General features: G+C 66.8%; 14 protein-coding genes and 1 pseudogene. 3 read left to right on the forward strand and 12 right to left on the reverse strand.

Features of this window, described 5'->3' with window-relative positions; genetic code table 11:
- Positions 1 to 10 precede the first annotated feature (10 nt).
- Positions 11 to 562 carry a dihydrofolate reductase family protein gene (locus ACZYZ4_RS14100; RefSeq protein WP_463861852.1) on the reverse strand — a complete coding sequence of 184 codons (552 nt, stop codon included), beginning with the start codon at positions 560 to 562 and terminating at the stop codon, positions 11 to 13.
- 244 nt (positions 563 to 806) lie between these two features.
- Between ACZYZ4_RS14100 and ACZYZ4_RS14105 the strand changes: the two genes are divergently transcribed.
- Entirely contained in the window at positions 807 to 1334 is a 528-nt protein-coding gene (locus tag ACZYZ4_RS14105) for a hypothetical protein (protein ID WP_463861854.1), read from the forward strand.
- A gap of 3 nt (positions 1335 to 1337) precedes the next feature.
- Here ACZYZ4_RS14105 and ACZYZ4_RS14110 read toward each other — a convergent pair whose 3' ends face one another.
- The 8 genes and pseudogenes from ACZYZ4_RS14110 to ACZYZ4_RS14145 all read right to left on the reverse strand — a co-directional run.
- A complete protein-coding gene (locus ACZYZ4_RS14110) occupies positions 1338 to 2249 on the reverse strand; it encodes a GGDEF domain-containing protein (protein WP_463861856.1) in 912 nt (303 codons plus the stop codon).
- Positions 2246 to 5725, reverse strand: coding sequence for a response regulator (locus ACZYZ4_RS14115; RefSeq protein WP_463861858.1), 3480 nt, complete (start codon positions 5723 to 5725; stop codon positions 2246 to 2248). The genes ACZYZ4_RS14110 and ACZYZ4_RS14115 overlap by 4 nt, the downstream gene beginning before the upstream one ends.
- A gap of 101 nt (positions 5726 to 5826) precedes the next feature.
- Entirely contained in the window at positions 5827 to 7152 is a 1326-nt protein-coding gene (locus tag ACZYZ4_RS14120) for an MBL fold metallo-hydrolase (RefSeq protein WP_463861859.1), read from the reverse strand.
- Positions 7153 to 7156: 4 nt separating this feature from the next.
- Positions 7157 to 9337: a putative bifunctional diguanylate cyclase/phosphodiesterase gene (locus ACZYZ4_RS14125; protein ID WP_463861861.1), complete on the reverse strand. Its 2181-nt coding sequence runs from the start codon at positions 9335 to 9337 to the stop codon at positions 7157 to 7159.
- Between the two features lie 134 nt (positions 9338 to 9471).
- Positions 9472 to 10896, reverse strand: coding sequence for a UDP-glucose dehydrogenase family protein (locus ACZYZ4_RS14130; RefSeq protein ID WP_463861863.1), 1425 nt, complete (start codon positions 10894 to 10896; stop codon positions 9472 to 9474).
- Positions 10893 to 12062, reverse strand: a complete 1170-nt coding sequence (locus ACZYZ4_RS14135; RefSeq protein WP_463861865.1) for a glycosyltransferase family 4 protein — start codon at positions 12060 to 12062, stop codon at positions 10893 to 10895. The genes ACZYZ4_RS14130 and ACZYZ4_RS14135 overlap by 4 nt, the downstream gene beginning before the upstream one ends.
- A gap of 81 nt (positions 12063 to 12143) precedes the next feature.
- Entirely contained in the window at positions 12144 to 13010 is an 867-nt protein-coding gene (locus tag ACZYZ4_RS14140; protein ID WP_463861867.1) for an HNH endonuclease, read from the reverse strand.
- A 102-nt stretch (positions 13011 to 13112) separates the two neighbouring features.
- A pseudogene (locus tag ACZYZ4_RS14145) lies at positions 13113 to 13588 on the reverse strand (aldehyde dehydrogenase family protein); the annotation flags it as partial.
- 139 nt (positions 13589 to 13727) lie between these two features.
- On the opposite strand from ACZYZ4_RS14145, the gene ACZYZ4_RS14150 reads away from it, so the two are divergent.
- Positions 13728 to 13877, forward strand: a complete 150-nt coding sequence (locus ACZYZ4_RS14150; RefSeq protein WP_463861869.1) for a hypothetical protein — start codon at positions 13728 to 13730, stop codon at positions 13875 to 13877.
- 224 nt (positions 13878 to 14101) lie between these two features.
- On the opposite strand, the gene ACZYZ4_RS14155 is transcribed toward ACZYZ4_RS14150, so the two are convergent.
- The 3 genes from ACZYZ4_RS14155 to merA form a co-directional block, all read right to left on the reverse strand.
- Positions 14102 to 15100: an aldo/keto reductase family protein gene (locus tag ACZYZ4_RS14155; protein WP_463861871.1), complete on the reverse strand. Its 999-nt coding sequence runs from the start codon at positions 15098 to 15100 to the stop codon at positions 14102 to 14104.
- A gap of 25 nt (positions 15101 to 15125) precedes the next feature.
- Positions 15126 to 16175 (reverse strand): LacI family DNA-binding transcriptional regulator, encoded by a 1050-nt coding sequence (locus ACZYZ4_RS14160; protein WP_463861873.1) that lies wholly within the window; start codon positions 16173 to 16175, stop codon positions 15126 to 15128.
- Between the two features lie 288 nt (positions 16176 to 16463).
- Positions 16464 to 17909, reverse strand: coding sequence for a mercury(II) reductase (merA, locus tag ACZYZ4_RS14165; RefSeq protein WP_463861875.1), 1446 nt, complete (start codon positions 17907 to 17909; stop codon positions 16464 to 16466).
- A gap of 170 nt (positions 17910 to 18079) precedes the next feature.
- Here merA and ACZYZ4_RS14170 point away from each other — a divergent pair, with 170 nt between their 5' ends.
- Positions 18080 to 18310, forward strand: coding sequence for a MerR family DNA-binding protein (locus ACZYZ4_RS14170; protein ID WP_463861877.1), 231 nt, complete (start codon positions 18080 to 18082; stop codon positions 18308 to 18310).
- Positions 18311 to 18533 lie beyond the last annotated feature (223 nt).

Raw genomic sequence — 18533 nt, forward strand, 5'->3', positions numbered from 1 at the left:
GTAGCGGTCCTTATTCGCCCAGCAGCCCGTAGGTGCTGACGACGTTGCCCTTCGTGGTCCGGTACTGGTCCTTCAGGCCGAGCCGCGACACGGGGTCGCCGTCCTCGAACAGCTTCCGGCCGCTGCCGGCCACCACGGGGTGGGTGATCAGGGTCAGCTCATCCAGCAGCCCGGCGAACAGCAGCTGGCGCACCACGGAAATGCTGCCGGTCACGGCGATCTCGCCGCCGTCGCGTTCCTTGAGGCCGGCCACGAATTCCTCCAGGGGTCCCTCGATCAGGTGGGAGTTCTGCCACTCAAGCGGCTCCATCAGCGTCCGGGAGGCCACAAACTTTTCCACCGGGTTGATGAAGCCGGCGAAGTCCTCGTCCACGGACGCTGTTGGCCAGTAGCCAGCCCACTCCTGGTAGCTCACCCTGCCAAGCACCACGGTGTCCACGCTTTCCATCATGCGGGTCAGGGCCGTTCCGAGGTCGTCGTCGAAGCTGTCGAACTGCCAGAGGAACGGGTCTGAGACCACGCCGTCAACGGAGTGGAACAGGCCGGACGTGACTTTGCGCATGATGTCCTCCAAGGTCAGGGGCAGTTGGCATCCACGGTATTGGCTGTGCCCGCAGCAGGGAAGCCCCGACCGGTGTTGAGCCTGTCGAACCTGGATCTGGACAGGCTCGATCACCGGTCTCAACCTGTCCGCAGTTACGTTCGTCACCACCGCCTGCGTGTTGCGCAAATCCGCGGACCGGCAGCCCCATACTGGTGTTCATGCGGCCTCTCGCCGCACCCCCGGCCAGGCAGGAGGAAATTGCATGGAAACCCTGAAGAAAATCGTAAGCAACCAGTACTTCCCCGCGGCCGCGGTGTTGACGGCAGTGTTGCTTTTTTGGATCATCGCCATGTTCGGCGGGCTCTCCCTGTTGAACAACAACCAGCCGCCCATGGCTACCTTGACGTGGATGCTGTTCGTCTACGCTGCGGCTGTCCTGACGCCGCTGGCAGGCATCCTTGCCGGTGTGGACCTGGTCCGCCGCTGGCGCCGCAACCGCATGTACGCGTTGGTTGAGTTGGAGCAGGACGGGACCACCGAGTACGAGACCGTGCAGGACGAAGCGGTGCAGGACGCGGAACCAGCGGACGAGCAAGTTCGGGAACCCGCAACACAGCCTGAGGCCCCGGTGGAGCCCGCCGAGCACGCAGCCCCAAGGCAGTCCGCCCCGAAACAGCCCGCTCAGCACCGCCCGGTAACCCAGCAGCAGCCCGGGAAGCGCCATCCGGTGCAGCAGCAGCCCGCCAACCAGCAGCCGTCCCAGACGAAGCAGCGCAAAAAAGCCGCGTAGCCGCTACTGCAGCGCCAGCTCCACCCGGTTCCGGCCGGCCGCCTTCGCAGCATAAAGCGCGGCGTCGGCTTCGCCCAGGAGGGTGTCGGCGTCGGCCCGGTGCTCGGCGGTGAACGCGGAAATCCCGGCGCTCAGCGTCAGCTGCCCCAGCGGGTCCCCGGAGTGGACAATCACCAGCTCGCGCACAGTGTCCAGCGCCCGCTCCATAAAGGCCTTGGCGCTCAGCTGCGACTGGTTCGGCAGCACCAGCAGGAACTCCTCGCCGCCATACCGGTACACGCCGTCGCTCTTCCGCGCCGCGCCCACCAGCGCCTTCGCCACGGCCCGCAGCGCGAGATCGCCCGCCTGGTGCCCGTAGATGTCGTTGTAGCTCTTGAAGTTGTCCACGTCGCACATGGCCACGCAGTACCCCTCCGTGTACCGCTGGCTGCGCGCATGCAGCTGCTCGAGGTCCTCGGAAAGCTTGAGCCGGTTGTGCAGCCCCGTCAGCGGATCGGTCCGCGCCTGCTGCGAGAGCACCTTCCGGTAATGCGCCAGGTCCGCGTGCAGTGTGGTCACGCGGAGCGCCACGAGGAGCCGCGCGTGCAGGACGAACGGGTCCAGCGGCTTGGTGACGTAGTCGTCCGCCCCGGCTTCGAGTCCGGCGAGCACATCGTCCCGGGACCCCTGAGACGTCAGCAGCACAATATACGTGTACAGATCCGCCTCGCGCGCCCGGATGGCCCGGCACAGCGCCAGCCCGTCCATCCCGGGCATCATCCAGTCCGTGACTACCACGTCGGGCTGGTGTTCCAGGTAGAGGGCCCACGCCTCGTCACCGTCGGCCGCCGTCAGGCAGTCATGTCCGGAGCGTTCGACGGCGGCGCGGGCCACCAGGAGCGAGCCCGTATCGTCATCCGCCACCAGGACTTTCACTGTGCCACCTCCAGCGCTAAATCGAGTTCAAAGTCCACGCGCACAAGCTCCGCTTCCAGCCGGCTGACCAGCCGCGGGCCGCCGTCGAGCCTTCCGCTGCGGCCCATGTCTTCCAGTTCGCCGCACAGGCTTGCGACGGCGGTGGCCCCGATGTTGGCGGCCGCACCTTTCAGGGCGTGCGCGGCCTGCGCCAGGGCCGGCCCGCCGCCGTCGGTCACCGCTCCGCGCAGCGCCGCGAGCCGCGCGGGAACGTCTTTACGGAACGCCTCCGTCGTTGCGGGCAGCAAGCCCAGGCCGTCCTCCGGGCCGAGGTCGCGCAGTATGGCGAGCCGGTCCGTATCCAGCGCCGGAGCACCTCTACCGGTGACGGCCAGCAGATGGGGAGCGTCGTGCTGGGGAGCCGCCTCCAACTGAGGAGCCACCAGCTCTTCCAGCGAAGAGTGCGGTGCCTGTTCGGGGACCCAGCGGGCCAGGGCAGCTTCAAGCTCGGCGGCGTCCACCGGCTTGGAGAGGTAGTCGTCCATGCCGGCGGCGAGGCAGCGTTCCCGGTCCCCGTCCAGGGCACCGGCGGTCATCGCGATGATGGGAAGATGGCTGTCCCCGGCGCGCCGCCGGATGACGCGCGTGGCCTCGAACCCGTCCATCACCGGCATGTGGCAGTCCATCAGGACGGCGGCGTACCGGGTGCTGGCGGTGGCGGCTACGGCCTCGGCGCCGTCGGCCACCACGTCCACCGCGTAGCCGAATTTGGTCACCGTGGCGCGGGCCACCAGCTGATTCACCTCGTTGTCCTCCACCACGAGGATGCGGCCCCGTGATGCCCCCCGGAGGGGCGACTCAGCGGAGGACTCATGGGATGACCCAGACGAGGAGTCAGCGTCGGAAGGTCGGCCGGAGGGCGAGGGCGCCGGGGCATGGTGTTCACTCGTGGACATCAGCCGGACCAGGCGGTTGTAGAACTCGGAGCTGCGGACCGGTTTCATGAGCCATTCGCGGACTCCGGCGTCGGCGATCTCGGCCGCGTTGACCTGCATGGTGGACGTGAGCATGATCAGCTCGATGTCCGCCAGTGCGTCGTCGGCCTTGAGTTCGCGGGCCAGCTCCAAGCCGTCGGTATCAGGCATGCAGAGGTCCAGTACGGCCAGGTGGAAAGGCATCCCGTCGGCTGCGGCTTCGTGGGCGCGGGCCAACGCTGCGCGGGCATCCGGCACCGCCTCCGGCTGCAGCTTCCAGCCGCGCAGCTGGGATTCCAGTACTAGGCGGTTGGTGGCGTTGTCGTCCACCACCAGGACGCGCAGCCCAGTGAGGAACCCGGCGGCCGGCACAGGATCCGTGGACGGCGGTGCGACGGGCACGGGGATACGGAACCAGAACATGCTGCCCTCGCCCGGAGCGCTTTCCAGGCCGATCTCGCCGTCCATTGCGTCAGTGAGCCGGCTGCAAATGGCCAGGCCCAGGCCGGTGCCGCCGTAGCGCCGGGTGGTGGAAGCGTCAGCCTGGGAGAAGGATTCGAACAGCCGAGCGTGGTGCGCAGGGTCGATGCCGATGCCGGTATCGCGGACTTCGAAACAAACCATGGCGGTGGCCCCGGGTTTCGCGTCCGGCGTCTCCGTCGTCACGCGGATGGACACCTCCCCGGCCGCCGTGAACTTGACGGCGTTGGAGGCGAGGTTCAGCAGGATCTGGCGGATCCGGCCGGAATCACCGTGCAGCCTGGCCGGAACTTCCGGTTCACAGTAGGCGATGAGCTCCAGGTTCTTGGCCTGGGCGGGCTCTGTCAGCAAGCCCGCCACTTCCTCCACGAGGACGCGGGGATCGAAGGTACGGATATCCAGGTCAACCTTGCCGGCTTCCAGCTTGGAGAAGTCCAGGATGTCGTTGATGAGCGATAGCAGCGCCTCGCCGGCGCCCTTGACGCCCTGGGCGTACTGCTTCTGCGTCTGGTCTAGCGGCGTCTCCAGCAGCAGTGCGGTCAGCCCCACCACGCCGTTCATGGGGGTACGGATTTCGTGGCTCATGGTGGCCAGGAACTCGGACTTGAGCCGGCTGGATTCCAAGGCCGCCTCCCGGGCCGCCTGCAGTTCCTGCTCGGCGGCCCGGCGCAGGGTGATGTCCCTGGTTATGGAGGCAACCCCGCGGAGGGTCCCGCCTTCCCGGATCGGGGAGACGGTCACGGACACGGGAATGACTACGCCGTCCTTGCGCGTGTGTTCGGTTTCGAAGCTCATGGCCTCCCCGCTGTCGCGGAGGTGCACAAAGACTTCATCGCCTTCTGTGCTCCCCGGAGGCAGGAGAATCTGGACCACATCACTGCCGATCGCTTCCGCGGCTGTGAAGCCGTACTGCTGTTCTGCTCCCGGGTTCCAGCTGGTGATGATGCCCTCCGGCGTGGTGCTCAGGATGGCGTCCCTGGAGGCGTTGACAATCGCGCCCAGGCCCTCGAGCTCTACCGTCCTGGCCGCCACTTCCTGCTCCAGCCCCGTGGTCAGGGTGATGTTCTCAATGACGATCAACACCTGGCGGACCAGGACAAGGGCAACAGTGACTCTGGCCACCACCAGCACGAAAGAACTCATTTCGCTAACGTGAGGGGCCGCAACCACCACCACGGCCACGAGGATGGGCGCGTAGGGGAGCAGTTCCAGAGCCAGCGCAAACGCCTTGCGGTCCGGCCGCGGTTTTTCGGCGTAGGGGAGCAGCGGTGCCAGCGCAATCAGGAGGAAGGCGCTGATCCAGCCCAAGGCGAGCGGTGAACCGGTGACACCCGTGACGCCGTCGAACGTCAGCCTCACATACGTGCTGTCCGCGATGGTGAGGACCAGCAGGCCGCCGCCGAAGCAGAACCACGGCAGCCGTTCGCCGGGCTGCCGGCGCATCGCAAGGACCAGCACGAGCGAGGTGATGATCACGTCTACCACCGGGTAGGCAATGGTGGTGAGCCGGGTCAGGAAGTCCCCGCCCGAGCTGAAGGCCGGGCCCAACGCCACGTACCAGCTGACCGTCAGGACCGAGCCGGCAATCACAGCGGCGTCCAGCACTGTCCGGAGCAACCCGACACGGGTGGTGCCGCCCGGCCGCTTGAAGCTGAAAAGTGCGACAGCGGCGGGCACCGAGTACCCCACGAACCCGACATCTGCCAGGGACGGGAACGGGTAGACGTGACTGTTCGTGAGGCCAAAGTAGGTCCAGACCGCCATGCCGGCGGCCCAGACGAAGGCGGCCACCGACATCAGGGTCCAGGCGCGCGCATTCATTCCGCCGCGCAAAGCCGTCCGGCCGCAGCTGAAACCGGCCAACAGGGCGGCCGCGAGAACGGAAAAGTCGCCCGCCACCATGGCCGCCGGAGTGCCGCTGTTGGCAGCAAAAAACAGTCCAAGAACGCCCAGCACCACAGCACCAAGCGCGATCAGCCAACCCAGCCTGGCCGTGCTCCTGCCGATGGCGGGACGTCGCTCCAAGAGACCAGTCTGAGACACGCGGATCCCTCCCCATAAGTGCGCCCTTCACCCGCAAAGCTTGAGACCAGGGGCCGCCCGAGACCTGGGCGAAGACGCACCCCTATGATATCCCTCACAGCTCAAGAACGATGGTACTTCGCGTCTATATGAACTACCTCCCGGCCGGCACGTTGCAGCAGGCTGGCTGCCACACCCGAGCGGTATCCCGACTCGCAGTGCACCCACACCCTGCCTGCCGGAATCTCGGCCATCCGCGCCAGCAGCTCATGCAGCGGGATGTTCACCGCCCCGGCGACGTGGCCGGCGTCGTACTCTTCCGTCCGGCGGACGTCCAGCACCACGTCCCCGGCCCCGCGCCTGTGCAGCAGGTCCTCCCACCCCACGCGCGGATAATGCACGACGGCGGTGCCCGGCGCGAGTGCCGATGGGTCCGCTCCGAGGGCGGCATCGGGGGATTCGATGCCGATGCGGGACAGGTCCCGGATGGCGTTTTCGACGTCGTCCTCTGACCCCACCAGCGTCAGTTTCTGGTTCCACGGCAGGACCCAGCCCAGGTACGCGGTGAAACTGGAGCCGCGGCCATACTCGAAACTCACCGATCCCTGCAGGTGGCTGCTGGCGAAGGCCACCCGGTGGCGCAGGTCCACCACCCATTCGCCGTCCGCGAGCCGGCGCGAGAGCTCGTCCGGATCCACGGATTCCGGCACGGTGAGGTCCGCCGGCCCGGGACCCTGCCGATTCGCCGCGGCCATGTGCGCGTAGTAGGACGGGTAGGCGGTCAGGTTGTTGATGAGCTCCCGCACAAAGTGGTCCTCATCGGTGTCCGTGAACGCGTGGTTGGTTTCCTGCTGTTCGGCAATGGTGGAGGCATGGACGCTCGATGCCGGCCCGGATGAACAAAACGAGCCGAACCCGTGGGTGGGGTACAGGGCCGCGTCCGGCTTGGCCTGGGCGGCCAGACGGCGGACGGCGGAGTACTGGGCATGGGTCAGCTGTTCGGTGTCCTCGCCGCTGACCAAATCAGTGCGCCCCACAGACCCGTAGAGCAGGCTGCCGCCAGAGAACACCGCCTGTTCATCGCCGTCGCTGACCAGGTAGCTGAGGTGATGGTGGGTGTGGCCAGGCGTGGCCACGGCCTTCACAGTGAGCCGGCCCACCTGGACCGTGCCGCCGTCGGCTATTGGCCGGCGCTCAAACCCGACGTCGTCCGCCGCGCTGACGAGATACTCGGCACCGTGCGCACGGGCCAGGATGAGCCCACCGGTGAGGTAGTCGTTGTGCAGGTGGGTTTCGGCAACGTGGGTGATCCGGACGCCGGCTTCCGCCGCCGCGGCCTCCACCCGGTCCGTGTCCCGCTGCGGATCGATGACCAGCGCCACCTCGCCGTCGTGTACCAGGTAGCTGCGGTCCCCAAGCGGCCGCGTTTCGATGACAACGACGTCCATAGGTTCATTGTCCTCGCGTGTCCTGATCTTGGCACGGGTCAGCTGTCCCTGGCCGCCGGCCCGCCAGAGCTCCTAAGGCGCCTTCGGCCTGCCGGATTGCGATTTCCAGGCGTTGCCCGGTCTCCGGCAGCGAGAAGAGGTACCCCTGCAGCGAATCGCACTCCAGTGCGGTCAGGTAGTCTGCCTGCGCGGCCGATTCGACACCTTCGGCGGTGACGGTCAGGCCCAGGCTGTGGGCCATGTTGATCATGGAGCGCAGGATGGGCAGGCGTTCCCGTCCCGTCTGCACCATGGACACAAACGTGCGGTCGATTTTGACTGTGTCCACCGGCAGGTCCTGCAGCCGACCCAGCGATGAGTAGCCGGTGCCGAAGTCATCCAGCGCCACTCGGACGCCGGCTTCACGCAGGCTGCTGAGCTGCCTGATCAGCCCGCAGCCCGGGTCGAAAAAGACACTCTCGGTGACTTCCAGGACCAGCTGGTAGGCGCCCACGCCGCAGGCAGCGGCCAGGCGGAGGACGTCGTCGGCAAACTGCGGTTCCTGCAGCTGCACGCCGGACACGTTGACCGCGAGCGACCGCGACGGGTCCTCGCGCAGCCACGGCGCCAACTGCACCAGGCTGAGCCCCATCACCTCGTTGCCGATTTCGCTGATCATGCCGCTGCGCTCCGCCATCGGGATGAAGACCGACGGCGGGATGCGCTCGCCGGAGTGGTCCCACCGTGCCAGCGCCTCGAACTGGACCACCTGCCCGATCCGCGCGGACACAATCGGCTGGAAGGCCACCGTGATTTCGCCGCGCGTGACGGCCAGTTGCAGTCCCGCTTCCATCTCCGTGCGCTGCACCAGGGCAGTCATCATGTCCGGATGGAAGCGCAGGAAGCGGTTCTTGCCGGCAGCCTTGGCCGCGTACATGGCGATGTCCGCCTCACGCAACAACTCGGAAGCGACGATCGCTTCCTTACCGGTGGAGGCGAGCCCCAGGCTCAGGCTCGGCCGCAGCACCGTGCTGTTGATGGTCACGGGAACACGCAGGCAGCGGACGATGCATTTGGCAATGGCAATGGCATCGGCGTCGGGGCAGGCCGTCAGCAGCACCACAAACTCGTCGCCCCCGAGCCGGGCCACCACATCGGCGGTGGGGACGCAGCCGCGCAGCCGGCGCGCCACTTCCACCAGCATGTCATCGCCGGCCTGGTGCCCCAGAATATCGTTGACTTCCTTGAAATCGTCCAGGTCAATGAGCAGGACATCCACGGTCTTCAGGCGTGGTTCGCGGAGGGCCGCAGTGAGGGCCTGGTTGAACACTGCCCGGTTGGCCAGCCCGGTCAGCGGATCCTGGAACGCAAGGGCTCTCAGCTGTTCCGCCTGGGCCGCCAGATCAGTCAGGGCCTGCTCGGCCTGCTCCTGAGCCCTCCTGCGCGGGGTGACATCCCGGAAGCTCCACACCCGGCCGGCGATCCGCTCGCCCACGCGTTGGGGCCGCGAATACCTTTCAAAAGTCCTGCCGTCCCTGAAGTCCAGCACGTCGTGGCTCTCGGCCCCGGGGCTGTCCACAACCTCGGCGATCCTGGCCATGAAGGCCTCCGGGTTCGCAACCTGGGAGACGATCAGCCGCATGATGGGCACATCGGTGTCACCGTCCAGGAGTTCCGGCGGGATGCCCCACATTTTCAGGAATTGGTCATTGAACCCGGCAACACTGCCGTCAGAGCTGATCACGAGGATGCCGTCGGCAGTGGACTCGAGGGTGGCCGTCAGCAGGGACATGGCCTCGCGGAGGTCGGCGTCAGTTCCCTTCCGGTGCTCCGTGCTCCGTACCGAAACCAGCAAAACCTGCGAGCCGCCGTCGTCCAGCAATGAGCCGGCCACCTCGGCGGCGAACTCCGTGCCGTCCCGGTGCAGTCCGTAGACCTCCCGCGGCGGCAGCGGTACGTCGGGCTGCGCCTGCAGGTGCTCCCGAAGTAGCCTGGTTTCGTTCCGGAATCCCTCCGACAGGAGCAGCCAGTGGTCGCTTCCGATCAGCTCGTCGCGCGTGTAGCCGAAGAGCCTGCTGGCCGCCGCGTTGGCCATTTTGATGGTGCCGTCGGCGCTGACCGCCAGAAGCGCATCCGGGCTTGCATCAAGAAGCGCCCCGAAATTCGGCGCGCCCAAATCCTTGTTCTGCCGCCTGGAACCCCCCATGCGCTACCACCCCCCACGCACATCCTAGAGTGCAGGTGGGGATCGCGGAACGAAAATGCGTGACTTTTGCGCGGCCCTTAGGAATGGAGGCCCCGGAATTGGCGTTGCTGCTGGTCCGCGGCGGTGGAACCGGGCTAAGAGTTACGCATTCCCGTCAGACCGGCCCCGGAAACCTGACCCGCAGCCCGCCCGGCCCCGGAAACCTGACTCGCAGCGGCGCCGGCGTTGGTGCCCAGCCCGCGGACCACCCAACCCTCCGCCTGCCAGGTAGCGGCGTCGAGCACGTTCCTGGCATCCAGGATCACCCGCCGCCGCACCAAAGCGCCCGCAACGGCGGGGCTCAGGCGCCGGTATTCGTCCCACTCGGTGAGCAGCAGCACCAGCTCCGCACCCTCCAAAGCCCGCGTTGGGGAGGCTTCGAACCGCAGTTGTGGATACCGCAGCCACGCGTGGTTAACGGCTTTCGGATCAGTCACCGTAACGTGCGCGCCGGCGGCCGCCAGCCGGGCGGCGACGTCCAGTGCGGGGGAGTCGCGGATGTCGTCGGTCTCGGGCTTGAAGGAGGCTCCGAGGATGGTGATCGCGCGTCCGGACAGCCCGCCGCCGCACAGTTCCGCGGCCAGGGCCACTGTCCGGGGCCGCTGGCGGACGTTGATGGCATCCACCACGCCCATCCAGTCGTTGACGGGGTCTACACCCAGCGCGGCGGCCTGGCTGCGGAGGCTGCGGATGTCCTTGGGCAGGCACCCGCCGCCGAAGCCCAGCCCGGCATGCATGTAGCGGTTGCCGATCCTCGGGTCCATGCCCATGGCCTCGCTGAGTTCGGCCACGTCCGCGCCGGACGCGTCGCACAGTTCGGAGATGGCGTTGATGAAGCTGACCTTGGTGGCCAGGAACGCGTTGGCGGCCGACTTGATCAGCTCCGCCGTGGGAAAGTTGCACACCAGGCGCGGAATGCCGGCGTTCAGCAGCGGCTCATAAACGGCATCCAGCGCAGCCGTCACCGCACGCGGCGCCCCGGTCTTGGGGTTGAAGGCTGCGGCGCGTCCGCCCGCCACGCCGTAGACCAGCCGGTCCGGCACCAGCGAGTCCTTCACCGCGGTGCCCTGACGCAGGAACTCCGGGTTCCAGCCCAGCTGTACGTCCGGCCGCCCCGCAAGGACGCCCTGGAGCATGTCGACAGTGCCCACGGGCACCGTTGATTTACCGACGACGACGGCGCCCCTCGCCAGGTGCGGGAGCAGCGCCTCGGTGGCGGCGACGAGGAAGGTGAGGTCGGCGCCGTCGGACGTCTTGGACTGCGGCGTCCCGACGCACAGGAAATGGACCTGGGCGCCGGCGGCAGCGGCGACGTCCGTGGAGAACTTGAGGCGGCCTGTGCTGCGTCCGTCGCGGAGCAGTTCGTCCAGGCCGGGTTCGAAGAAGGGGGCCTGGCCGCGGCCCAGCTGGTCCACCTTTGCGGCGTCCACATCGATGCCCACCACAGTGTGGCCCATGGACGCGAGCGTGGCGGCGTGCACCGCGCCGAGGTAGCCGCAGCCGATCACCGATATTTTCACAGGGACGCTCCGCTCTTGGTTTCGACGGGCTCAACCACCGGTTCACCGGTGATTACTGATCGGTAGTGACGCACCAGTTCGGCACTGAGCACAGGCCACGTCCGGTCCTGGACCGAGGCGTGCGCTGCCGTGGCGAACGCGCGGCGCTTGGCGTCGTCGCCCATCAGGTCCATCACCCGGGCCCGGAAACCAGCCAGATCGCCGGGCTTGTACAGCCAGCCCGTGCGGGAGTTTTCCACCAGGTCCAGGGGCCCGCCGCGGCCGGTCGCCACCACCGGAACCCCGGATGCCATGGCCTCCTGGATGGTCTGGCAGAACGTCTCGAACTCGCCGGGATGGACAAAAAGGTCGAAGGACGCCACCGCCTTCGCGAGCTCCTCCCCGCCGAGGAACCCCGTGAAAACGGCGTCCGGCAGGGCTTCCTGCAGGGCGGACAATTGGGGTCCGTCGCCCACTATCACCAGCCTGCTGTTCGGGACGTCGGCGAGCGCGGCCAGGTCCTCCACCTGTTTTTCGATGGCCAGCCGGCCGACGTAGCCGATGATCCGCTCACCGCCGGGGGCAACCGTTGCCCGCCACCCGTCGTCGCGCTTTTCCGGCGAAAACCGCGCGGTATCCACACCGCGCCGCCACATTCCCACCCGGGGAATCCCGCGGCCGCGCAACTGGTTCAGCGCGAAGGTGGACGGTACCAGGGTCCGGGTGGCCAGCAGGTGGATGTTCTCCACCCGATGCCACGCCCAGTTCTCCAGGAACGGCACACCATAGCGTGCGGCGTAGCTGGGAACCTCGGTCTGGTAGATGGCTATGGTGGGGATCCGTAACTGATGCGCGGCCTGCGCGGCCCGCCAGCCCAGAACAAACGGTGACGCCAGGTGGACAACGTCGGGTGCGTAGTCGGCAAGGATTCGCTTGACCCGGTACACACCGCCCATCGCCACTCGCACGTTGGTGTAGCCGGCCAGTGGAACAGCAGGAAGCCGGTGCACCGTCGCGCCGTGAACAACCTCGGCCGGTCCCGCGAACTCGGCGACTGCATGGGTGGACGGGGCAATGACCAGGACGTCGTGGCCCTGGTCCTCCAGGTGTTCAAGCACCCTCAGGATGGAGTGGGTTACCCCGTTCATCAGCGGCAGGAATGACTCGGCAACAATTGCGATCCTCACCCCTCCACGGTGGGCGCGGCGCCTGTCGGGGCGGGGTCACTCGGGTTGAGCAGAGGGAAAGGTTGGGTGAACAGGTGGGCCTTATTCCGGGCCCAGGATCTCGCGGGCCGCCTGCACCGCGTCGAGTTCTTCCGGGGAGACAACTTTTCCGCCAAGGAATCCGGCGTTGGCAAGGGCCCGCCGCAGCTCCACCTCGGTCCGCGGTGTGCTCACTCCGTAGTGGGCCATGGCATGGCAATTGGCGCAGAGCGGAACCAGGTCCGTGAGCGGATCCAGTTGGTAGCCGCCGCCGAGTTGGGCCACTGGCACCACATGGTGGACGTCGATGAAGTCTTTGCCGAGCTCCCCGTAGGCCAGCTCGAAGGAGAACCCACAGGCCGCGCAGCTGCTGCCGCGGTGCGCGATGCAGGCCCGCCGGGCCTCAGGGTCGCGTTCGTACCGGTTGACTGGCACCCGGGTGACCACCTCTTCCGGGTAGGTGCCGGGGACCGGTTGGGTGGGGTCTGGCCCCGACACCGGCCCGAAGGCGGTCCAAACGCTGCGGATGGCCGCCGCATCGGCGGTTCCGAGTTCCACTCCTGCGATGTCGGCGCTGTCCCACGCGACGTCGGGTATCGCCCCGATGAGGACCTGGGCGGGCACCTGGTCGCCCAGGGGCAGGAGCGCATCGAACGCCACGTGCACGGTGAATTCAGCCTTATTTGGGTTGGGCGCGGACTCCGGCTGTTCCGGTTGCCCGGGTTGATCCGACAGGACGACGCCATGGCCGATCACGCCGGGACCGTGAGCTCCCAACAGGACTAGCCACACGCTGGTGCCTGCGGCAACGCTCCGGCCCACGCTCCATGGCTCCAGGTGCAGCCCTGTCGCGGCGACCTGTTCAATAACAGCCGCGTAGTTCCAGCGGTTCCGGCCGGCCGGGTCCCAGCCCAGGATGATGTCGCTCATGGGGCCATTGTTGCAGGCTCAGTTTCGACAGTCTCAACCCTCGACCGGCCGGGCTGCGGCGACTACCGGGTGGTCCCGGCCCAGGTTCCGAGGCCGGAGGCGCACGCCGGCCTGGGCACGGGCGGCGAAGTCCGGGGCGCGAGCCAGGGAGGCGGTGCAGATGCCGGCGGTCAGGCCGTAGCGGGAGTCGTTGATGGCTGCGAGCCCGGCTTCCTAGTCGGCCACTTCCAGGACTGTCACAACCGGGCCGAAAATCTCCTCGGTCACGGCGGCGTCGTCGAACGGCAGGTCGGTGAGCACGGCGGTCGGGAAGAACAGCGCGCCGGCGGGGTCGCCGTCGTACGTTCCGTGCAGGAGGTTAGCACCGCGTTCGACGGCGGTGCGCACCGCTGCCTGGTCCTGCTCGAATTGCTGCCTGCTCACCACGGCGCCCACGCGGACAACGGCCGGGCCGTCACTGTCGAAGCCGTCGCCGACGGTCTATGCGGCGGCTTCCGCTGTCAGTGCCTCAAGGAGTTCCTGCGGACTCCGGGCGTGACGTGGACCCGGGACGTTGCCGTGCACGCCCTCCCACGTAGATGTGCCGGGCAGGGATGCCCTCGCCGCGCAGTGCCTCGATCTGCCGGTCGAGGTCCTGTTTCGGGGTCGGCGCGATGGGCCAGCTCGGCCACCAGCTCGGGGCTGAGGGTTCGCTTGCGCCCCTTCGAGGGTCGAGTGATGAAGGAGGGCCGCATCGAGGCCGCGGTATTAGCAATCGCCGCCGTCAAGGGCGCCGACGGCAGGCCATGGATCTGGGCTGCCACCCCGGACGGGATCGTTGCCTCCACAGATGGAGGAATGACGTTCCGGGCCGCGAACGCCGAATAGCCTCGTAATTGCGGATTTGTCCTGCCCTGTCGGGGGTACGGCTCGCGGGTCTAGGGTGAAGGGGACGGCCGGGAACGGCCTTGCCCGTCCCTCATTCAACGGCGCCACGGCCGCGGCCCGGTGGTCGGCTTCGTACACTCTGGCCCGGAAGGCTCTGCAAGGCGCCGGCCGAGTCTTTCCGGCCGTGCCCCGCATCGATCATTCTGACTTGAACCAAGGTTGTTTTATGGGCGGGTCAGGAAGGACTCGACTTTGCCGGGTTCGCGTTCAATGACGGGTTCCAGGATGGCGTCGATCTGGGCCAGAAGATCCGCTTCCAGCTTCACGCCGACGGCGGCTGCGTTGTCCACAAGTTGTTCGGGGCGTGAGGCTCCGACGATGGCGGCGGAGACGTTGCTGTTCTGAAGTACCCAGGCCAGCGCGAGGGCTGCCATTGACAGCCCCGCCTCCTCGGCGAGGGGTTTGAGCTGCTGGACCCGGGTGAGGACGTCATCGCCGAGGTAGCGGTGGTCGGTCTTGAGTCCGCCGTCGCCTGTCGTGAAGCGCGATGCCGAAGGGGCGGGCTGCCCGGCCACGTATTTGCCGGTGAGCACACCCTGGGCCATGGGAGACCAGCAGATCTGGCCAAGTCCCAGTTCCTCGCTGACCGGCACCACTTCTTCCTCAATGACGCGCCAGAGCATGTTGTACTGCGGCTGGTTGGAGATCAGCTGGATGCCCAGTTCGCGGGCCAGTTTCGCGCCGGCGCGAATTTCATCGACCGTCCATTCGGATACGCCGATGTAGAGGGCCTTGCCCGCACGGACGATGTCCGCAAAGGCCTGCATGGTCTCTTCCAGCGGGGTTTCGTAGTCGTAGCGGTGGGCTTGGTAGAGGTCCACGTAGTCCGTCTGCAGCCGGCGCAGCGAACCGTTGATGGATTCCATCACATGCTTGCGGGACAGCCCACGGTCGTTCTTGCCTTCGCCCGTGGGGAAGTAAACCTTGGTGAAAATCTCCAGGCTCTCGCGCCGTACGCCCTTAAGTGCTTCGCCGAGGGCTGTCTCGGCCTTGGTTCCGGCGTAGGCGTCGGCGGTGTCGAAGGTCGTGATTCCCAGATCGAGCGCCTGGCGGACGCAGGCGCTGGCGATATCCTGGCCAATCTGCTCGCCGTGGGTGACCCAGTTTCCATACGCGAGTTCACTGATATACATGCCGGATGAGCCAAGCTTGCGGTATTCCATGAGCTGCTTCTTTCGGTGTCGGTGTCTAGATGCTGGTGTTGCGGAGGGATGTTCTGGTGCGTAGCGGCCGCGGGGGTGCGGTGCTTTCCCGGATGACCAAGGTGGCCAGGACGGTGACGGCTGCTGGTGCAGAGCCGGTAGTTTTGAGGCTGGCGAGCAGAAGTCGTGCCGCTTCGCTACCCTGGCGGGCGACGGAATGGTCCATGGTCGTCAGCTCGAGAAGCTCGGAGAGCTCGTGGTTGTCGAAGCCGACCACGGACATGTCACCCGGAACGCTGATCCCGGCCTTGCGGAGAGTGCGGAGGGCGCCGAAGGCCATTTCGTCGGAAGCAACAAACACGGCCGTCAGGGTGATGTCGGCACAGAGCAGTTGAGCCATGGCTGCAGAGCCTCCGGCCATCGAGTTTTCCTCGAAAGCTTCGCTGTCAGGGCTCGAGCCCAGCCCGGCTTCGGCGAGGGCATCTCGGTAGCCGAGTAGCCGCTGGGCTGGCGGCACGCCGCCAAGGGTGCTTCCGGCAGGTTCCTTGATGCCGATGAAGCCGATCTGTTCGTGTCCCAGATTCAGCAGGTGGCGCACTGCTGATCTGCCGGCCTGCCTGTCCTGGACCCGGACGCCGGGTATGCCGTGTTGTTCGGATCCCAGCACAGCCACGGGCAACCCCTGTGCGGTCAGGATGGCCAGCTCTTCAGGGGTGGGTTGCAGGGCGAGGATGAGCACACCGTCGGCGCGGCCCGGCAACGTGGGCCCGTCAAAGAAACGCCCGCGCGTGGCCGCATCAGCCAACTCGTACAAGAGAACGTCGTACCCGGCCTCCCGCAGGACGCCGCCGGCGGCGGCCAGGATGTTGCCAAAGAACCATTTGGACAGACTGGGGGTCACGATCGCCACGGTGCCCGTTTTGCCGGTTGCCAGACGGGATCCGGCGAGGGAAGGCACATATCCAAGCTCTTGAGCGATCTTTCGCACGCGCTTGCGTGTTTCGGCAGATATGCCGGGAACATCGCGAAGGGCGCGGGAAACCGTTGAAACAGAAACACCCGCAAGTTCAGCGACGGTATCCACGGCAGACGTCATGTGCTAAGGGTAGATCCTGATCTGCCCATTTCGCAAGCGCTTGCGAAAGCTCGCGAATCCAGGCGCTCTTGCCCGGACGTAGCGGGAACGTGAGCCAGCCGGAGAGTCATCCCGGCTCAGCAGGAGTCTTTTGGGAAGGGGGTGCGGGGTGATCTCTAGCCCTTTCCCGCGTCCCGGAGATGACTTCCATCCCGGCACGGCAGCCCTAGCCAGGCGATGTGTATGACGTGGTTCTGGCCCGGGGCGAGACATATCCCTTAAGACACTCATCTCGGCCAGGGCAAGGGATCAGGCTGCGCAGCAGGAGAGTTTGGAGACGTCGGTGGTGAACGACTGCGCGGCTATTTTGATGCCTTCTGCCATGGTCAGGTAGGGGCTCCAGAGGTTCGCGACCTGCTCTACGGTCATGCCGGCCTCGAGGATGTAGACCCCGGCGGCGACAATGTCCCCGGCTTCCTTGCCGACCGCAGTGATGCCGAGGATCCGTCCGGTATCGGCGTCGGCGACGATCTTGATGAAGCCTCGGGTGTCGCGGTTCACCAGGGCGCGGGGGACATATTCCAGGGGCAGGACCCGGCAGGTGCACCGGATGCCTGCCTGATTGGCTTCCTTGTCGGTCATCCCCACAGCTGCCAGGGCGGGGCCGGTGAACGTGACCCTGGGCAGGTGCCGGTAGTCCACGTCACGGCCGGCATGGTTAAACGCGTTCTCTACCATCAGGGTTCCGTGGGCGGCGGCGACGTATACGAACTCACGGTGGCCGGTCACGTCACCGGCGGCCCAGATCCTGGGGTTGGTGCTGCGAAGAGTGGCCTGAACCAGAATCTCGCCGCAGTCTCCGGTCCGGACACCGACGGCGGCCAGATTCAGTGCTTCGGTGACCGGGCGCCGCCCAGTCGCGATAAGCACCCGGGCGGCCCGGAATTCCTCCTGCCCTCCGGATACGGCAGCGGTGGCGACCACGTCCCCGCTGGCCGGATCGGTGCGGACGGAGGACACGGCTGCCCGGCGGACGACCCGGATGCCCTCCTCAGCGAAAACGCCCATCAGGGCGTGGGCGGCTTCGGGTTCCTCGGCCGAGGCCAGCCTGGAGCGGACCAGCATGGTCACCTTCGTTCCCAGCCGGGCAAAAAGCTGTGCCTGTTCCAGCGCCACGTACCCGCCGCCGAGAATCAGCATGGATGCGGGCACCTCGTCCAGTTCCATGGCAGTGGTGGAGGTCAGGTACTCCACATCCGCCAGCCCCTGGACCGGCGGGATCCTGGGGGCTGAGCCGGTGGCTACCAGATAGTGTTCGGCACTCACCCGCGTGCCGGCACCATCGGGTCCGGTGATCTGCAGGACAGGTTCGGACGAGGTGCCGGCGAACACGGCCGTGCCCTGCCGGACTTCCCAGCCGTAGTCAGCGGCCAAGTCAACGTACTTTTCCGCCCGGATGGTCTCGACCAGGGACCGCTTGGCCTCGATCAGTTCGGCCATCTCCACCGGTGCGGCGGAGGTGCTGATGCCTGCGAAGCGTCCGGACGCGTCCATGGCCACGTGTCGGGCCTCCGCTGCGGCCAGCAGAGCCTTCGACGGAATGCAGCCCGTGTTCACACACGTCCCGCCCACGGCGCCGCGTTCGACCATCAACACCCGCTTGCCCAGGTTTGTAGCCCGTATCGCCGCGGCGAACGCCCCGCCTCCGGAGCCGATGATGGCCAGATCATAATCAAAAACCGATTCCCCGGTCATGAACCCTCCATTTGTCCTGACGCCGGCAGCCCGCGCGATGCCCGGCACTGCCCCGGATACTTTCATCCCCACCCTCAGCCGAGGTCAGGTGCCTGACTCTCATTCTCAACCTTCCCCTACACTGGAATGTCAAGGCAGGCAGGATCGCGGTTCCACTGACAGAGGTTCATATGCGTACAGGGCTGGCCCTGGCGCAGATACGGGAGATTCTGGCCATCCGCGAAGCCGGAGAGGCTCCGTGCACCCACGTCCATGACATGCTCGCCGGGCAACTGGCCGACCTTGATAACCAGATCACCGAGCTGATGGCGCTCCGTTCCGCCGTCGCCGGGCTTCACGCCACCGTCGCAGCCGGGACCCCCGCAGGCTGCGATCCCGGCCGCATCTGCAGCTACCTCTGAGAACCACCTCCACCGTATGTCCGCTGGCCCGGACCTGCAGTAGTCCGGCCAGACACTTGGCGTGGGTTCCCAGCCGCGGTATTGCGGGGTCGGGCATTCAAAAAACCTTGAATCTGAGCGTCCCGGCGGTCAAGTCCCGCATCCGTGACGGATTCAGCAACCTTCGTCAGTTACTGGGCCCTGCCGGCAGGGACGGGTAGGGGTCCAGTCGGACGGGAATCAC

It is taken from the genome of Pseudarthrobacter adonitolis, from assembly GCF_055412845.1.

Coding starts and splice junctions, on each gene's coding strand:
- ACZYZ4_RS14100 (WP_463861852.1), bottom strand. CDS start 562: ATGCGCAAAGTCACGTCCGGCCTGTTCCACTCCGTTGACGGCGTGGTC.
- ACZYZ4_RS14105 (WP_463861854.1), top strand. CDS start 807: ATGGAAACCCTGAAGAAAATCGTAAGCAACCAGTACTTCCCCGCGGCC.
- ACZYZ4_RS14120 (WP_463861859.1), bottom strand. CDS start 7,152: ATGGACGTCGTTGTCATCGAAACGCGGCCGCTTGGGGACCGCAGCTAC.
- ACZYZ4_RS14125 (WP_463861861.1), bottom strand. CDS start 9,337: ATGGGGGGTTCCAGGCGGCAGAACAAGGATTTGGGCGCGCCGAATTTC.
- ACZYZ4_RS14140 (WP_463861867.1), bottom strand. CDS start 13,010: ATGAGCGACATCATCCTGGGCTGGGACCCGGCCGGCCGGAACCGCTGG.
- ACZYZ4_RS14150 (WP_463861869.1), top strand. CDS start 13,728: ATGAAGGAGGGCCGCATCGAGGCCGCGGTATTAGCAATCGCCGCCGTC.
- ACZYZ4_RS14155 (WP_463861871.1), bottom strand. CDS start 15,100: ATGGAATACCGCAAGCTTGGCTCATCCGGCATGTATATCAGTGAACTC.
- ACZYZ4_RS14160 (WP_463861873.1), bottom strand. CDS start 16,175: ATGACGTCTGCCGTGGATACCGTCGCTGAACTTGCGGGTGTTTCTGTT.
- merA (WP_463861875.1), bottom strand. CDS start 17,909: ATGACCGGGGAATCGGTTTTTGATTATGATCTGGCCATCATCGGCTCC.
- ACZYZ4_RS14170 (WP_463861877.1), top strand. CDS start 18,080: ATGCGTACAGGGCTGGCCCTGGCGCAGATACGGGAGATTCTGGCCATC.